A 14,644-nucleotide genomic window follows, 5' to 3' on the forward strand; every position below is an offset into this window, starting at 1 on the left:
GTTGTCAGACCCCGCCGCCACCGGATCCCCCACCCACCGCCGCGTCACTGTCCGTCTGGCGAGGGGGTACCACGGACGCCAGGTCACCGGTCTCGTTGAGGCGCACCACAAACGGGCGAGTCGGGGTGTACCGGATCGCGGTGATGGACGCCGGATCGGCCACGATCCGCTGGAACTGGTCCAGATGCAGGCCGAGCGCGTCGGCGGCGATGGCCTTGATCACATCGCCGTGGCTGCACGCCACCCAGACCGCCTCCGGGCCGTGCTCGGCGGTGATCCGGGCGTCCCAGTCCCGGATCGCCTTGATCGCCCGCGCGGACATGTCCGCCATCGCCTCGCCGTTCGGGAAGACGACGGCGCTCGGGTGCTGCTGGACGACCGGCCAGAGCGGGTCCTTGGACAGCTCCTTGAGAGGCTGCCCTTCCCAGTCGCCGTATCCGCACTCGATCAGCCCGTCCTCGATCGCCGGCTCCAAGGAAGGCAACGCGATCGACAGGGTCTGCCGGCAGCGGATCAGCGGACTGCTGACCACGGCGGCCAGCGGCAGTTTCCGCAACCGTTCGCCGACCCGGGCGGCCTGGTCACGGCCGGTGTCGTCGAGTTCGACGGGCTGCCGGCCGGCGAGCCCGCCGGACGCGTTCGCGGTGGTCCGGCCGTGCCGGAGCAGCAGGACGGTCGCCATCAGAGACCCGACTCCGCGAAGGCCTCGGCGACCACGCGCAGCGTCTCGATGCCCGACTCGCGGTCGCCGACGTAGGGGCTGATCGAGAGGGTGCCGACGCCCGCGGCCGCGTACTCCTGAAGGCGTTTTTTGATCTGGGTCTTGGTGCCGAGCATCGAGGTGCGCTCGATGAACTCCTGCGGCACGGCGGCGGCGGCCTCGGCGACCTGCTTGCTCAGGTAGAGGTCCTGGACCAGCTTCGCTTCCTTCTGGTAGCCCATCCGGACCGCGAGCTGGTTGTAGAAGTTCTGCTCCCGGCTGCCCATGCCACCGATGTAGAGGGCGGCGTACCAGCGGATCACGTCCGCGCAGGCGCTCAGATCGTCGCCGAGCACCACCGGGACAGTGGGCGCGATATCGAATCCGTCCATATCAAGACCGGCTTTAGCGCGACCCTGCGCGATATGTCCGACATAATCGGAGACCGCGTCCGGGGCGAAGAAGATCGCCAGCCAGCCGTCCGCGATCTCCCCGGCGAGCTCCAGGTTCTTCGGCCCGACCGCGGCCAGATAGATCGGGATGTCCGACCGCAGCGGGTGGAACCCCAGCTTGATCGCCTTGCCGGCGCCGTCCGGCAGCGGAAGCGTGTAGTGAGCGCCGTCGTAGGCGACCCGCTCCCGGGCGAGCGCCATCTTCACGATGTCCACATATTCCCGGGTACGCGCGAGCGGCTTCGCGAACCGGACACCGTGCCACCCCTCGGACACCTGTGGACCGGAGACGCCGAGTCCGAGCCGGAACCGCCCGCCGGAGAGGGTGTCGATGGTGGCGGCGGTCATCGCGGTCATGGCCGGCGTGCGCGCCGGGATCTGCATGACGGCAGCGCCCAGATCGATGCGCTGCGTCTGCCCGGCCATCCAGGCGAGCATGCTGACGGTGTCCGAGCCGTACGCCTCGGCCGCCCACACCACGGCGTAACCGAGCCGGTCCGCCTCCTGCGCCATCGCGAGATGATCGGCGGGCGTGCTCCACGCCGTCTGATAGCCGAGGCTGAGTCCGAGCCGCACGTGCCCTCCCGAGATCATGGTCGTCACCGCAAAGCATATTTCCGTCCGGTAACCGACGCGCCGCGCGGGTACTTGAGCATTCCGCACAAGACCAGGTCTGAATAAGGTTCACTCATGCACCAGCGACCGCTCGGCCGAAGCGGGCTAGCGGTTTCGCGGCTCGCGCTCGGCACCATGACCTGGGGACGGGACACCGACCCCGATGACGCGGCCGCCCAGTTGAAGATCTTCCTGGAAACCGGCGGCACCCTGATCGACACCGCCGACGTGTACGGCGACGGCGACGCCGAGTCGGTGATCGGCTCGCTGCTCGACCATCTCGTCCCCCGCGACGAGGTGGTGATCGCCACGAAGGCCGGTCTCACCCCGCGCGGTTACCGTCCGCGCGACGCCTCCCGGGGCAACCTGCTGCGCTCGCTCGACGCGTCGCTGCGGCGCCTCGGCACCGACTACGTCGACCTGTGGCAGATACACGGGTACGACAACCACACCCCGTTCGAGGAGACCCTGGCCGCCCTGGACCACGCCGTGACCAGTGGCAAGGTGCGGTACGTCGGCGTTTCCAACTTCGCGGCCTGGCAGACCGCGCGGGCGGCGACCTGGCAGTCGGCGTACCCGGGGCGCGCGCCGATCGTGGCCGCCCAGATGGAGTACTCACTGCTGGAGCGCGGCATCGAGCGCGAGCTGCTGCCGGCCGCGTCGGCGCTCGGCTTCGGCGTCCTGGCCTGGTCGCCGCTGGGCCGGGGTGTACTCACCGGCAAGTACCGCAACGGCCGCCCGCTCGACTCGCGGGCCGCCTCCGAGCACATGGCGCCGTTCGTGCAGACGTACCTGGAACCCCGCAGCTCCAGCATCGTGCAGGCGGTGGTGATAGCGGCCGGTGGCCTCGGCGTCTCGCCGCTGGAAGTGGCGCTCGCCTGGATCCGGGACCGGCCCGGTGTGGCGTCGGCCATCCTCGGCGCCCGGACCGCGGGGCAGCTGCAGGGCGCACTCCGCAGCGAGCAGCTGATCCTGCCGGCCGAGATCGCGATGGCGCTGGACGACGTCTCGGCCATCGACGTCGGTTACCCGGAGCGTGAGGGCACCGGCTACCCGCACGCCGACGAGTGACCGGTGGGCATCCTGCGCCGGACCGTGTTCCTGCTGCTCGGCGGGGTGTTGCTGCTGCCGTACGTGCTCGCCGCCGGCCTGCTGACCCAGATGGTCCTGGAGAGTGAGCCGACCCGGGCCGGCGCGATCGCGATCACTCTGGTCGGCGTGCTGGTCGCCGCCGTCCCGCCGTTCCTCGGCGGCACCCGGGAGCTGGAGATCACCGCGGCCCGCTCGCTGCTCGGCGTCGCCCTGCCCGACCACGACCGGAGCCGGCGGCTCGCGCTGGAGACCCGGTTGCGTACCGCCATCTGGTTCGCCCTGCACCTGCTCACCGGCGGGGTGGTCGGTGCGGTCGCGCTGATCGCCATCCCGGTGGTGCTGTTCGTCGGCACCGAGCGACTCGGGCTGACCGAGGGCGCGCTGACCGGTCTTGATCTCGGCCCGTTGCAGGCCGGCAATCTCCTGTGGGTTCTGGCCGGCATCGTGGTGCTGGCCATCGCGGCAGGCGCCGCCGCCGGCCTGGGCCGGCTCGCCGCGACGATGGCACCGGTGCTGCTCGGCCCGTCGCCGGCCGAGCGGGCCGCCGCCGAGCAGGACCGGGAACGCCGGCTGGCCGAGCGCAACCGGCTGGCCAGGGAGTTGCACGATGCGGTCGGCCACGCGCTGACCGCGATGACATTGCAGGCCGGCGCCGCGCGGGCGGTCTTCGACGCGGACCCGGCGTTCGCCCGGCAGGCGCTGGCCGCCATCGAGGAGACCGGGCGAGCCGCCGCCGAGGAGCTGGACACCGTGCTCGGCGTGCTCCGCGACGACCTCTCCGCGGACCGCCGGGCCGCACCCACCCTGACCGATCTGGATCGGCTGCTCACCCCGTCGGTGCTGGCCGAGATCGGTCCGGTGGACGTGCCGGCCGCGGTGTCCCGGGAGGCGTTCCGGATCGTGCAGGAGTCGCTCACCAACGCGGCCCGGCACGGCTCCGGACCCGCCACCCTGCACATCCGCCAGGACGAGGAGCTGACGATCACGGTGACCAACACCATCAACAACAAGATCAAGACCGGTCATGGGTACGGGATAAGCGGCATGCGCGAGCGCCTCCGGCTGCTGGGCGGGGAACTGTTCGCCGGACCGGACGGCGACCAGTGGCGGGTCGAGGCCACACTCCCGCTCGATGCCGGGCTCCCGAGCGACGCCGGGCTCCCGCTCGATCCCGGGGTTCCGAGCGATGCCGGGCTCCCGAGCGACGCCGGGCTCCCGAGCGACCCGTCATGATCGGCGTCCTGATCGCCGATGACGACGCCCTGGTCCGGGCCGGCCTGCGGGCCATCGTCGGCGCCGAACCCGACCTGGCTGTCACCGGCGAGGTCACCGACGGCACCGAGGTGCTGCCGGCCGCCGTCCGGCTGCGCCCCGACGTCGTGCTGATGGACGTCCGGATGCCCCGGATGGACGGCATCCAGGCCACCCGGCTGCTGCTGGAACGCCTCACCGACCCGCCCCGGGTCCTGGTCGTCACGACGTTCGCCAACGACGAGTACGTCTACGAGGCGCTGCGGGCCGGCGCCAGCGGCTTCCTGCTGAAACGGGCCCGTCCGGAACAGATCACCGAAGCGGTGCGCGTGGTGTCCCGGGGCGACTCGCTGCTCTTCCCGGCCGCGGTCCGCCGGCTGGCCGCCGCGTACGGCCCGCCGGACGGCCGGGTCGGCGGCGCCGAGCTGACCGCCCGGGAATCCGAGGTGCTGACGCTGATGGCCGACGGGCTGTCCAACGCCGAGATCGCCGGGCGGCTGGTGCTCGGCGTCGAGACGGTCAAGTCACACGTCGCGAACATCCTCGGCAAGCTCGGTGTGCGGGATCGGACTCAGGCGGTCGTTCTCGCGTACAAATCGGGGTTTGTCTCTCTCTAGAATCTCCCTCGCAGGAGGGGGACGCGCCCCTCGGCCTGGGGATCCGCGCAGGCCGCGCAGCGACAAGCATCGAAGCATGACCGATCTGAAGAGGAACGCGGCGGCCGTCTGGGCCGCCGGATACGGCGCTCTCGCCGTGGTGTGGACGGTGACCGGGAGCGGTTTCCCCTATGGGCCGGACGCGCCGCACAACGCCGCAAGCCTGCTGCGCACTGTCGATCCGGGGATCGGCGCACCGGCCTTCGCGGTGGTGCTGCTGACCGCCGCGGCCGCCCTGGTCGCCGTCGGTGGCGAGCGGCTGCCGGTGGTGCCGCGCCGGATCCTGCTCGGCTATCTGTGGCTGGTGGCGGCCGCGCTGCTGGTCCTGATCCCGGACGTGCGGCTGCTGACCGTCGCCGGATATCTGCCGATGCTGATCGGCGGGCTGCCGTTCGGGTGGCCGCCGGTCGACTACGCCGAGATCTTCACCTGGACGCTCGCGAACGAGGCCCTTGCCGTCGCCGGTGGCCTGCTGATCGTCCGGGCCGTGCTGCGCCGGCAGCGGCGCGCGGCCGGCGCCTGCGAGGACTGCGGGCGGACGGCGGACCGAACCGGCTGGACCACGCCGGAATCAGCGACCCGCTGGGGCCGGATCGCGGTGTGGATCGCGGTGATCATCCCGTGCCTGTACGCGGTGGTCCGGCTGGCCTGGGCGGCCGGCATCCCGCTCGGCATCGAGCCGGAGTTCCTGGCCGAGATGCAGGAGACCGGTCTGGTCTGGGCCGGTGCCGGCCTGGGCACGTTCGCGCTGGTCGGTGCGGCGCTGACGCTGGGGCTCACGCAACGCTGGGGTGAGCGGTTCCCGCGCTGGATGATCGGCCTGGCCGGTCGCGAGGTGCCGATCCGGCTGGCAACGGTCCCGGCCACGCTCGTAGCGCTCCTGATCTTCTCCGGGTCGATCTCGCTGTACACCGCGGCGGGCGCGGATGTGCTGCTGCACGGCGGGCTGAACGCCGCGACCGCACCCGGGCTGCTGTGGCCGCTGTGGGGTGCGGCACTCGGCGCGGCGGCGTACGCCTATCACCTGCGCCGCCGCCCGCCGTGCCCGCGTTGTGGCCGCCCGGAGGGTGTGTCGGGGCTGGTGGAAGACTCGGCGGCTGACGCATATTAGTTCGATGGACTATGAATACGCGCCGCTACGGCTGCCTTCGAACGTCGATCGTCTGACCGCCGCGGCGCAACTCGCCATCCAGGCGGAGTTCTCCGGGTGGGAGCTGGCCAAGGTCCAGCTCTTCGCCGACGGCACCCGCAAGGTAATGCTCCGCCGCCGGCTGGCGCCGACACCCACCCCGCAGCCCGGCCTCAGTTACTGAGGCCGGGTTTTCCGGTCTTTACCACTTAATGGTTATGGCCCGCGTGGTCGTCCTCGTCGTCCGGGAGGAACGGGTGCTCGTCCAGACGGCCGACCAGCTGGTCGCCGTCAACCGGGGCGAACGGGCCCGAGCCATCAGCGTCGTCGAACGCCTCAAGATCCAGCGGCGCGGCCACCTCGGTGACGGTGAGCAGGCCGTCCAGCGGTTCCAGCTCCGGAACGTCCAGCGACGCGAGTGAACCGTCGCCGGCCTGGAGCAGCTCCAGCACGGCCTCGCCGACCGACTCGATCGGACCGGCGTCCTCGTCCTCCGGCACCGAGCCGCGGCGGGCGGTCTCGGCCACCTTCAGCAGCGCGTCCACGCTCGGCACCCGGTAGTCACGACGCTGCCGCACCGAGATCACCTGGTCGTACGGGTCCTCGCCGGAGCCGTCAGCTCCCGCACCGACCAGCCCGAACCGGTGGTCCGCCTCGTCCGGGTCGATCGACTCGACATCCCACGGCGTCACTTCGCCGAACGCGTCGAGAAGTTTCTCGTCGTACGCGTACGACGCGTTGTTCAGGTGAACGTACGCCTGCCACACGTCGTCGTCGTCAATGCGGCCGGCCGCTGCCTTCACGGCAGTGAGGTGCGCCCGGGCCGCCTCGATCACGGACTCGAGGGCGGCGTCGAGCTCCGCATTCTGGTCAGACATGGAAATTGGTTCCTTCCGGATTTCAGCTGTTTCGAAGCAGTCGGTCGAGAACGCGCACGCCGAACTTTAGCCCCTCGGTCGGAACCCGCTCGTCGATGCCGTGGAACAACGCACTGAAGTTGAGATCCGGCGGCAGGCGCAGCGGCGCGAAGCCGAAACAGCGGATCCCGAGGGTGGCGAATGCCTTCGCGTCGGTGCCACCGGACATCAGGTACGGGACCGTACGCGCACCCGGGTCCTCGGCCCGCAGAGCCGCGCCCATCGCATCGACCAGGTCGCCGTCGAAGCTGGTCTCGACAGCGGACTGCTGGTGGACGTGCTCGATCTCGACGTCCGGCCCGATGATGCCGCGCAGCTCGGCCAGGAACGAGTCGGCGTGTCCCGGCAGGGTCCGGCAGTCGATCGTGGCGGACGCCTTGCCGGGGATCACGTTGTCCTTGTAACCCGCTTCCAGGCGGGTCGGGTTCGCGGTGTTGCGGATGGTCGCGCCGATCAGGTTGGCGATCGGGCCGAGTTTCGAGATCGCCAGCTCCGGCTGGTCCGGGTCCAGGTCGATCTGCAGCGCGTCGCTGACCTGCTCCAGGAACTGCCGGACGGTCGGGGTGACCACGGTCGGGAACCGGTGCCGCCCGACCCGGGCGACCGCCTCGGCGAGCGCGGTGACCGCGTTGTCGTCGTGGATGAACGAGCCGTGCCCGGGACGGCCGTGCGCGTGCAGGCGCAGCCAGTCGAGGCCCTTCTCGGCGGTCTGCACGAGATAGAGGCGCAGATCGTCGTTGACCGTGTACGAGTACCCGCCGACCTCACCGATCGCCTCGGTCACGCCGTCGAACAGCCCCGCGTGGTTGCGCACCAGCCACTGCGACCCGTACTCCATGCCGGCCTCTTCGTCGGCCGTGTACGCCAGGACGATGTCCCTCGGCGGGGTGTAGCCGACCCGCTTCCACTCCCGGACCACGGCCAGGACCATGGCGTCGAAGTCCTTCATGTCGACCGCGCCGCGGCCCCACAGGTACCCGTCCTTCTCCTCGCCGGAGAAGGGGTGCACCGACCACTCGCTCGGGTCGGCCGGCACCACGTCGAGGTGGCCGTGCACCAGCAGCGCGCCGCGTGCCGGGTCCGCACCCGGGATCCGGGCCACCAGGTTGGTCCGGGTCGGCGCGGACTCCAGCAGCGTGGTCTCGACGCCCACCTCCTCCAGGCGGGAAGCGACGTACTCGGCGGCGACCCGCTCGCCCACGGTGGTCCGCGGGTCCCCGGTGTTGGTGGTGTCGATGCGCAGCAGGTCACGGCAGAGGCTGACGACCTCGTCCACGGCGGTGGTGTCCATCCGCCCTTCTTACCAGCAAGGTGTAACAACGATCCCGATGGGGAACTTGGCGGCCGTGTCTGAAGTGAATCTCCCCCCGCTCCCGCCGACCGGTGGCAAGACTCCCGGGCGGAGCATCGTCGATGTCGTCAACAAGCAACACCAGGAACTGCTCGGCCTCATCGCGAAGATGGAGTCCGAGCCCGACAACCCCAAGGTGAAGAGTGTCCTGGTCGCGGTCGCGTCCCGGCACCTCTGCGCCGAGGAGCAGTACCTCTACCCGGCGATCCGCACCGCGGTGCCCGGCGGCGACGAGCTGGCCGACCGCGAGCTCGCCGAGGACCAGACCCTGCTGCACCTGCTGAGCGGCGACGACATGGATGCCACGGTGGCGGCGATCCGCCGGCACGTGGCGGCCGACGCCGAGGAGCTGCTGCCGATGCTGTCGCAGATGGTCCCGTCCGAGGATCTGGTCCGGCTCGGCAACCGCCTGGAGACGGCCGAGGAGGCCGCGCCGACCCGCCCGCACCCGGCGACACCGTCGACACCGCCGTGGAACAAGGTTGTCGACCCGCTCATCGGAGTGGTCGACAAGGCCCTCGACGCGGTCACTGGCCGTAAAACATATGTACGTGATCTGTAACTAAACCTCAGCGGCGGGTGATTCGCCCACCTTGTCCTGTTCGTTAATATGTTTGTCACGGGTTGCCGATCTTTCCAGCGCCCACAGGGCTAGCCGTGGATCCCATTGTGGTCCTAACGTCACGCTATGAACCTCGAGCTGCGGCACCTGAAGGTGGTCTGCGCCATCGCGGAGACCGGCAGCGTCACCAAGGCCGCGTCGCAGCTGGGCCTCGCCCAGCCGGCGCTCACCGCCCAACTGCAGCGCATCGAGCGGACACTGGGTGGCCCGCTGTTCGACCGGGACCGTCGCGGCGCACGCCCGACCGCACTGGGCGAGCTGGTGCTCTCCCGGGCTCGGGTGCTGCTGCCGGCCATGAAAGGCCTGCAGGATGAGGCCGCACGACTGGCCGCGGGTGGCCACGAGACGATGAGCCGCTATCGCATCGGCGCGATCGGCGGACCTGTCGTGGCACACCTGCTGCACCGTCTCTCGGCGAACCAGCCGGAGGCTCAGATCTCCACCCACGCGTCGTACTACGTCGACGAGCTGGCCACCATGGTCCTCGCCGGCAAGCTCGACTTCGCCCAGGTCGGTGTCTGCGGCGATGCCCTGCCCTCCGCCGAGTACGGCCTGGTCTGGCAGACCATCGCGGTCGACGCCGTCTGCGCGCTGCTGCCGGAAGACCACCCGCAGGCCAAGGGATCCGAGGTCGATCTCGCCGAGCTCGCCGAGGAGCAATGGGTGGCCGGCGCCGGTGACGGCTGCTTCGCCGACTGTTTCGCCGCGGCGTGCGCACGCGCCGGTTTCGCCCCGCGCAAGGTTCTGGAGACCGACCCCCGCGCCTGTGTCGACATGGTCGAGCTGGGCCTCGCGGTCGGCCTCTGCCAGCCGACCTTCCGGCCACCCGTCGGCCTGACGTCCCGCCCGTTCAAAGGCGCGCCCCTGCGCTGGCGCACGGCCGTCGGCTGGCACCCCGACTCCCCCGCCGCCCGCAGCGCCCCCAACCTGATGTACCTGGCCTATGAGGCGTACCAGGACGTCATCGCCCGCAACGAGGACTACGTCAGCTGGATGGCCGCCCACCCCGATCTCAGCGGCATCGGCGCGGTGCCCGCCCAGCTCGCCGCCGCCTGACGACAGAAAAAAGGGGGGCCGTGGGCCCCCCTTTTTCATTAGCGAGTTTCATCAGCGAGCCGAGACCGCCGACTCCACCTCGAAGGTCAGCTTGTCGTCGGCCACGTCGACACGAACCTTGCGGCCCGGGGCCAGATCTGCGGCGAGCAGCATCTTCGACAAACGGTTGTCCAGCTCACGCTGGATCGTGCGGCGCAGCGGGCGCGCGCCGAACTCCGGCTGGAACCCACGCTCGGCCAGCCAGTCGACGGCCGCGTCGCTGATCTCCATCTGCACGTCCTGCGCGTGCAGCCGGCGGCGGGTCTCGCCAAGCATCATCTCGGTGATCTTGTGAAGCTGCTGGTCCTCCAGCTGCCGGAAGATGATGATCTCGTCGATCCGGTTGATGAACTCAGGCCGCAGCGAGTCCTTGAGCCGGCGGTCCAGGCGGTCGCGCAGTTCCTCGTCGGCGGACCGGCCGTTCTCGGCCGCGCCGAACCCGACGCTGCGGGTCGACCCGGTGATCAGATCCGAACCGAGGTTCGACGTCATGATCAGAACAGTGTTCTTGAAGCTGACCGTCCGGCCCTGGCTGTCGGTGAGCCGGCCGTCGTCGAGCACCTGCAACAGGATGTTGAAGACGTCCGGGTGGGCCTTCTCGATCTCGTCGAGCAGCACCACGCTGTACGGGCGCCGCCGCACCGCCTCGGTCAGCTGCCCCGCCTCGCCGTAACCGACGTAGCCGGGAGGAGCACCGACCAGCCGCGACACGGTGTGCCGCTCCTGGAACTCGCTCATGTCGAGGCGGACCATCTTGTCCGGCTCGCCGAACAACGCCTCCGCGAGGGAACGCGCCAGCTCGGTCTTGCCGACCCCGGTCGGTCCGAGGAACAGGAAGGTGCCGACCGGCCGGTCCTCGTCGCCGAGCCCGGCCCGCGAGCGGCGTACCGCCTCGGCGACCGCCTCGACCGCGTCCTCCTGGCCGATGACGTGCTCGTGCAGGTGCTGCTCCAGCCGGAGCAGGCGGTCCCGCTCGGCCTCGGTGAGCTGCGCGACCGGCACGCCGGTGGAGCGCGACACCACCTCGGCGACGTCGTCCTGGGTCACCTGCGGGATGCCGTCCGGACCGACACCGGCGGTGGCGATCTGCTCCTTCAGCGAGTTGATCTCGTCGCGGAGCTCGGAGGCCTTCTCGTACTTCTCGGCGGCGACCGCCTGGTCACGGTCGCGGGACAGCTCCTCGAGGCGGCGCTCCCGCTCGCGCAGACCGGCGTCCGGGGTCTTCACCCGCAGCCGTACCCGCGCGCCGGCCTGGTCGATCAGGTCGATCGCCTTGTCCGGCAGGAAGCGGTCGGTGATGTACCGGTCGGAGAGCACCGCGGCGGCGTCCAGCGCCTCGTCGGTGATCCGGACCTGGTGGTGCGCCTCGTAGTTGTCGCGCAGCCCGCGCAGGATCGCCACGGTGTCCTCGACCGTCGGCTCGCCGACCAGAACCGGCTGGAACCGCCGGGCCAGGGCCGCGTCCTTCTCGATGTGCTTGCGGTACTCGTCGAGGGTGGTCGCGCCGATCACCCGGAGCTTGCCGCGGGCCAGCGCCGGCTTGAGCATGTTGCTGGCGTCCATGCCGCCGCCCTCGCCGCCACCGCCACCGGCGCCGACCAGGGTGTGAATTTCGTCGAGGAAGACGATCAGCCCGTCGCCGGACGACTGGATCTCCTCGATCACCTTGCGCAGGCGCTCCTCGAAGTCGCCCCGGTAACGGGTGCCCGCGACCAGGCCGGCGAGGTCGAGCTGGATCACCCGCTTGTCCTGCAGGGTGAGCGGGACGTCGCCGTCCACGATGCGCTGGGCGAGGCCTTCGACGATCGCGGTCTTGCCGACGCCGGCCTCACCGATCAGCACCGGGTTGTTCTTGGTACGCCGGGACAGGATCTCCACGGCCTGCTCGATCTCGTCGGCACGCCCGACCACGGGGTCGATCTCGCCGCGCCGGGCCGACTCGGTCAGGTCGACGCCGAACTGCTCCAGCGTCGGTGTGTTCGGGTTGCTGTGGTGCTGCTGGTGACCGCCGCCGCCGGCGCCCGGGGACGTCTCCGGGTGCGGCATGTTGCGCGGGTCGAGCCGGCCGGCGAGCAGTCGTCCCGCGGCGGAATCGGTGTTCAGGCCGAGCGCCATCAGAATGTGCTCCGGCCCGATGTACGAGGCGCCGACGGCCCGGGAGATCTGCAGGCTGTCCAGCAGCGCGCGCTTGGCGGCCGGGGTCAGTGCGACCTGCTCGGGCGTCTCGCGGGTGGAGGCGCTCATGTCGGCGCGGCGGTTCGCGGCGGCGGTACGGGCGACCTCGCTGTCGAGCTGGGCGTCGAGCTCGGCCAGCAGCGCGACCGGGTCGGTGCCGGCGCGGCGCACGGTCTGCTTCATCGGCTCCTGCTGGAGAACGGCCCAGAGCAGGTGGTCGGTGTCGAGGTCGGCCAGCGCACGCTCGCCGCCGCACAGCTCGGCGGCCCGGCGCGCGGCGTCGGCGAGGACCTGCCGGGCGTCGTTGCTCATGTAACGCGCGATGTCGAAGCGCTGCGCGGGCCGGTGCGGCTCGGCCGCTCCGAAGAAGCGCGCGAACAGGTCGTCCCAGTTGCCGGACCCAGCTGGTCCGAACGGTCCGATGCTCATCAGGGTCTCTTTCCTTCTGGTACCTCACTCAGGCGGATGTAGGCCTACCCGGCCCATCCAGGCAACTAACTGCCGTTGCCAGGGATCACAGCGCTCTCACGAACCTCCTGATTCCCGTTCCGGCCGAAAAGTTGACTGACGTAGGCTCAACTCTATGAAGGCATCGGAGCCCGCCCCCAACGATCGCGGGTCTCTGACCCCAGCGTTCCAGGAGCCGGCCGCTCCGACACCGATATCCGGCGTTCCGCTGGTCAACGTCCCGCTCTCCGACGTCCCGCTGGTCGTCGTCGACGGGGCGAATGTCGTCGGCTCGGTGCCGGACGGCTGGTGGCGCGATCGGGCAGGCGCCGCGGTCCGGCTCCGCGACAACCTCGCGGCGGTGCCCGCCGCCGGCCTGGACGGCATTCCGGCCCCGGTCGAGGTGATCCTGGTCGTCGAGGGCCAGGCCCGGGACATCCCGCAGGCTCCCGGCGGCGTGCGCGTCGAGCGCGCCGCACGCTCCGGCGACGACAAGATCATTGACTTGGTACGCGCGGAGCAGCACCGCCGCGTCATCGTGATCACCGCCGACCGCGGCCTGCGGGAGCGGGCCGTGGCCCTGGGCGCCGAGACCCGGGGCCCGTCCGCGGTCCCCCGCTGACACGCGGGCCGGGTGGCCGGTGTGCGCGACCGGGAGCCGCCCGGCGCAGTTGTTTGGTGGCGTGCCACTCTCGCGGTAAAAGCCGGGAAAGCATGGTGCCGGCGCACCAGGGTGTGCAGCGCGCGATCCCACCGAGGAGTGGATCTAGCCGGAACCGGGTAGGACCCGGGTGTGCCCCGGTGACAGCCATGATCCACAATGGACACGGCGATCACCAGGGCGGATCGCTGCTTTCGCGCTGCGTCCACACCGAACCCCGGTAACCCCGGCCACTGCCAAATCAGGGCATCCGAGGACGGCCGGGCGGGAAACGGGCGGTAGGCTGCGACTGGAAGCAGAGTTTCGTAACAGGAGGCTGCAAAGGGTGGCCAGTGTCGCCGAAGTCAGAGCTGCCGTGGACGCCGCGCTTCAGCAGGTTTCCGAGGGGCAGGCGGCGATAGAGGCGGCTCGGCAACGGCTCGGCGAGGCGCAGCAGAGCCTCGCGGCGGCCCTCGACGGCAGCGCGAACGACCTGGTCGGCGCGGCTCACGCCTCCCTGTCGCAGGCCGACCAGCAGCTGGAGGAGTGCCTGGGCGCGACCCTGGTGGCGGTCGAGCAGGCGCAGACCTACACGGCGCAGCTCTGACGCGATGTCGTTGTTGCAGGAACTCGGCGCCCAGCTCCGCGCCACCTCCGACGAGCTACCCAGCGGACTGATCACCGCTGCGATGGAGCGGCTGCGCACCGCCACCGAGATCCTCAACTGGGTGCGCGAGCAGTCGGTCGACGATTTGGGCGTACCCGTGCTGGGAAATGCCACCGAGCATGCGGAACGCGCGGCAGCGGCCGTGCGTGTCGCGCAGGACGCGATCGAGTCCTACCTGGCGGCGGTCGGCCTGGCCGGGACGCCCGGCGCCGCGCCCGGCCAGGAGTGGCGGGCCGCGCTGAAACACGACGAGAGCCGCCAGGAACCGAAGTCTGCGGGCGCGGAGAAACCCGAGTCGCTCGGACCGTGGTGGCAGGCGCGGGTGGCCGAACTGACCGGCGAACCGGTCCCGGACAAGCAGGAACCGGCGAACACCGGTTCGTCCGAACTGCTCAGGCGGGTCGCGGCCGGCGTGCGAGCCGGTGACCGGGCACGTCTCGGGCGGGAGCTGCACGCGGTGTCCGCGTCGACGGGTCTCGGACTGGCCGCGCTGACGCCGCCGGTGCTGCACCGCCTCGCCGGCGATCTGCTCGGTCACGATCCGCGGCCGGAGGACGTTCCGCGGTTGCGCAGCGCCGCCGAGGCCCGGGTGCGGGCGCTGCTGCCGGGCACCTCCCCGGCGGTCCTGGAGACGCTGATCAGCCGGATCTGCCGGGCGCCGATGAAGGAGCAGCAGCAGTCACAACAGCCCGATCATCCCGCCGACAACGCGGTGACGGCGAGCGTTCTGACCGGTGTCCTGCTGGCCAGGCTCGGCCGTGACGCCGGGTCGCTGAACCCGGACGCACCCGAGCCGGTACGCCAGAGGGCCGACTCCCAGGAGGACCGCTCATGA

General features: G+C 70.8%; 15 protein-coding genes. 10 read left to right on the forward strand and 5 right to left on the reverse strand.

Features of this window, described 5'->3' with window-relative positions; all coding sequences use genetic code 11:
• Positions 1-4 precede the first annotated feature (4 nt).
• Positions 5-682 (reverse strand): histidine phosphatase family protein, encoded by a 678-nt coding sequence (locus ACQP2E_RS24890; RefSeq protein ID WP_433825350.1) that lies wholly within the window; start codon positions 680-682, stop codon positions 5-7.
• Positions 682-1,728 carry an LLM class F420-dependent oxidoreductase gene (locus ACQP2E_RS24895; protein ID WP_433834040.1) on the reverse strand — a complete coding sequence of 349 codons (1,047 nt, stop codon included), beginning with the start codon at positions 1,726-1,728 and terminating at the stop codon, positions 682-684. Before ACQP2E_RS24895 ends, ACQP2E_RS24890 begins: the two co-directional genes overlap by 1 nt.
• A gap of 114 nt (positions 1,729-1,842) precedes the next feature.
• Here ACQP2E_RS24895 and ACQP2E_RS24900 point away from each other — a divergent pair, with 114 nt between their 5' ends.
• The 5 genes from ACQP2E_RS24900 (at position 1,843) to ACQP2E_RS24920 (ending at position 6,079) form a co-directional block, all read left to right on the forward strand.
• On the forward strand, positions 1,843-2,838 hold the full coding sequence (locus ACQP2E_RS24900) for an aldo/keto reductase (protein ID WP_111647852.1): 996 nt from the start codon (positions 1,843-1,845) through the stop codon (positions 2,836-2,838).
• A gap of 3 nt (positions 2,839-2,841) precedes the next feature.
• Entirely contained in the window at positions 2,842-4,092 is a 1,251-nt protein-coding gene (locus ACQP2E_RS24905) for a sensor histidine kinase (protein ID WP_433825351.1), read from the forward strand.
• Positions 4,089-4,727 (forward strand): response regulator, encoded by a 639-nt coding sequence (locus ACQP2E_RS24910; RefSeq protein WP_433825352.1) that lies wholly within the window; start codon positions 4,089-4,091, stop codon positions 4,725-4,727. Before ACQP2E_RS24905 ends, ACQP2E_RS24910 begins: the two co-directional genes overlap by 4 nt.
• A gap of 76 nt (positions 4,728-4,803) precedes the next feature.
• Positions 4,804-5,877: a hypothetical protein gene (locus tag ACQP2E_RS24915; RefSeq protein WP_433825353.1), complete on the forward strand. Its 1,074-nt coding sequence runs from the start codon at positions 4,804-4,806 to the stop codon at positions 5,875-5,877.
• A 4-nt stretch (positions 5,878-5,881) separates the two neighbouring features.
• Complete coding sequence (locus ACQP2E_RS24920) at positions 5,882-6,079, forward strand: DUF5703 family protein (RefSeq protein WP_433825354.1); 198 nt, start codon at positions 5,882-5,884, stop codon at positions 6,077-6,079.
• Positions 6,080-6,104: 25 nt separating this feature from the next.
• Here ACQP2E_RS24920 and ACQP2E_RS24925 read toward each other — a convergent pair whose 3' ends face one another.
• On the reverse strand, positions 6,105-6,773 hold the full coding sequence (locus ACQP2E_RS24925; RefSeq protein ID WP_433825355.1) for a hypothetical protein: 669 nt from the start codon (positions 6,771-6,773) through the stop codon (positions 6,105-6,107).
• 22 nt (positions 6,774-6,795) lie between these two features.
• Positions 6,796-8,103, reverse strand: coding sequence for a M20/M25/M40 family metallo-hydrolase (locus ACQP2E_RS24930; RefSeq protein WP_433825356.1), 1,308 nt, complete (start codon positions 8,101-8,103; stop codon positions 6,796-6,798).
• Positions 8,104-8,158: 55 nt separating this feature from the next.
• Between ACQP2E_RS24930 and ACQP2E_RS24935 the strand changes: the two genes are divergently transcribed.
• Both ACQP2E_RS24935 and ACQP2E_RS24940 read left to right on the forward strand, forming a co-directional pair.
• Positions 8,159-8,725, forward strand: coding sequence for a hemerythrin domain-containing protein (locus tag ACQP2E_RS24935; RefSeq protein WP_433825357.1), 567 nt, complete (start codon positions 8,159-8,161; stop codon positions 8,723-8,725).
• Positions 8,726-8,851: 126 nt separating this feature from the next.
• Entirely contained in the window at positions 8,852-9,841 is a 990-nt protein-coding gene (locus ACQP2E_RS24940; RefSeq protein WP_433825358.1) for a LysR family transcriptional regulator, read from the forward strand.
• Positions 9,842-9,892: 51 nt separating this feature from the next.
• Here the strand turns inward: ACQP2E_RS24940 and ACQP2E_RS24945 are convergent, their stop codons facing one another.
• Positions 9,893-12,484 carry an ATP-dependent Clp protease ATP-binding subunit gene (locus ACQP2E_RS24945; RefSeq protein ID WP_433825359.1) on the reverse strand — a complete coding sequence of 864 codons (2,592 nt, stop codon included), beginning with the start codon at positions 12,482-12,484 and terminating at the stop codon, positions 9,893-9,895.
• Between the two features lie 247 nt (positions 12,485-12,731).
• Here ACQP2E_RS24945 and ACQP2E_RS24950 point away from each other — a divergent pair, with 247 nt between their 5' ends.
• From ACQP2E_RS24950 to ACQP2E_RS24960, 3 genes are all read left to right on the forward strand, one after another.
• On the forward strand, positions 12,732-13,124 hold the full coding sequence (locus ACQP2E_RS24950) for a hypothetical protein (RefSeq protein ID WP_433834042.1): 393 nt from the start codon (positions 12,732-12,734) through the stop codon (positions 13,122-13,124).
• A gap of 364 nt (positions 13,125-13,488) precedes the next feature.
• The gene (locus tag ACQP2E_RS24955; protein ID WP_433825360.1) at positions 13,489-13,749 is read left to right on the forward strand and encodes a hypothetical protein; all 261 of its coding nucleotides are present in this window, start codon (positions 13,489-13,491) and stop codon (positions 13,747-13,749) included.
• 4 nt (positions 13,750-13,753) lie between these two features.
• On the forward strand, positions 13,754-14,644 hold the full coding sequence (locus tag ACQP2E_RS24960; protein ID WP_433825361.1) for a hypothetical protein: 891 nt from the start codon (positions 13,754-13,756) through the stop codon (positions 14,642-14,644).

The organism is Actinoplanes sp. CA-015351, from assembly GCF_050955685.1.
Classification (GTDB): domain Bacteria; phylum Actinomycetota; class Actinomycetes; order Mycobacteriales; family Micromonosporaceae; genus Actinoplanes.

Coding starts and splice junctions, on each gene's coding strand:
- ACQP2E_RS24890 (WP_433825350.1), bottom strand. CDS start 682: ATGGCGACCGTCCTGCTGCTCCGGCACGGCCGGACCACCGCGAACGCG.
- ACQP2E_RS24900 (WP_111647852.1), top strand. CDS start 1,843: ATGCACCAGCGACCGCTCGGCCGAAGCGGGCTAGCGGTTTCGCGGCTC.
- ACQP2E_RS24910 (WP_433825352.1), top strand. CDS start 4,089: ATGATCGGCGTCCTGATCGCCGATGACGACGCCCTGGTCCGGGCCGGC.
- ACQP2E_RS24915 (WP_433825353.1), top strand. CDS start 4,804: ATGACCGATCTGAAGAGGAACGCGGCGGCCGTCTGGGCCGCCGGATAC.
- ACQP2E_RS24920 (WP_433825354.1), top strand. CDS start 5,882: ATGGACTATGAATACGCGCCGCTACGGCTGCCTTCGAACGTCGATCGT.
- ACQP2E_RS24925 (WP_433825355.1), bottom strand. CDS start 6,773: ATGTCTGACCAGAATGCGGAGCTCGACGCCGCCCTCGAGTCCGTGATC.
- ACQP2E_RS24930 (WP_433825356.1), bottom strand. CDS start 8,103: ATGGACACCACCGCCGTGGACGAGGTCGTCAGCCTCTGCCGTGACCTG.
- ACQP2E_RS24940 (WP_433825358.1), top strand. CDS start 8,852: ATGAACCTCGAGCTGCGGCACCTGAAGGTGGTCTGCGCCATCGCGGAG.
- ACQP2E_RS24945 (WP_433825359.1), bottom strand. CDS start 12,484: ATGAGCATCGGACCGTTCGGACCAGCTGGGTCCGGCAACTGGGACGAC.
- ACQP2E_RS24960 (WP_433825361.1), top strand. CDS start 13,754: ATGTCGTTGTTGCAGGAACTCGGCGCCCAGCTCCGCGCCACCTCCGAC.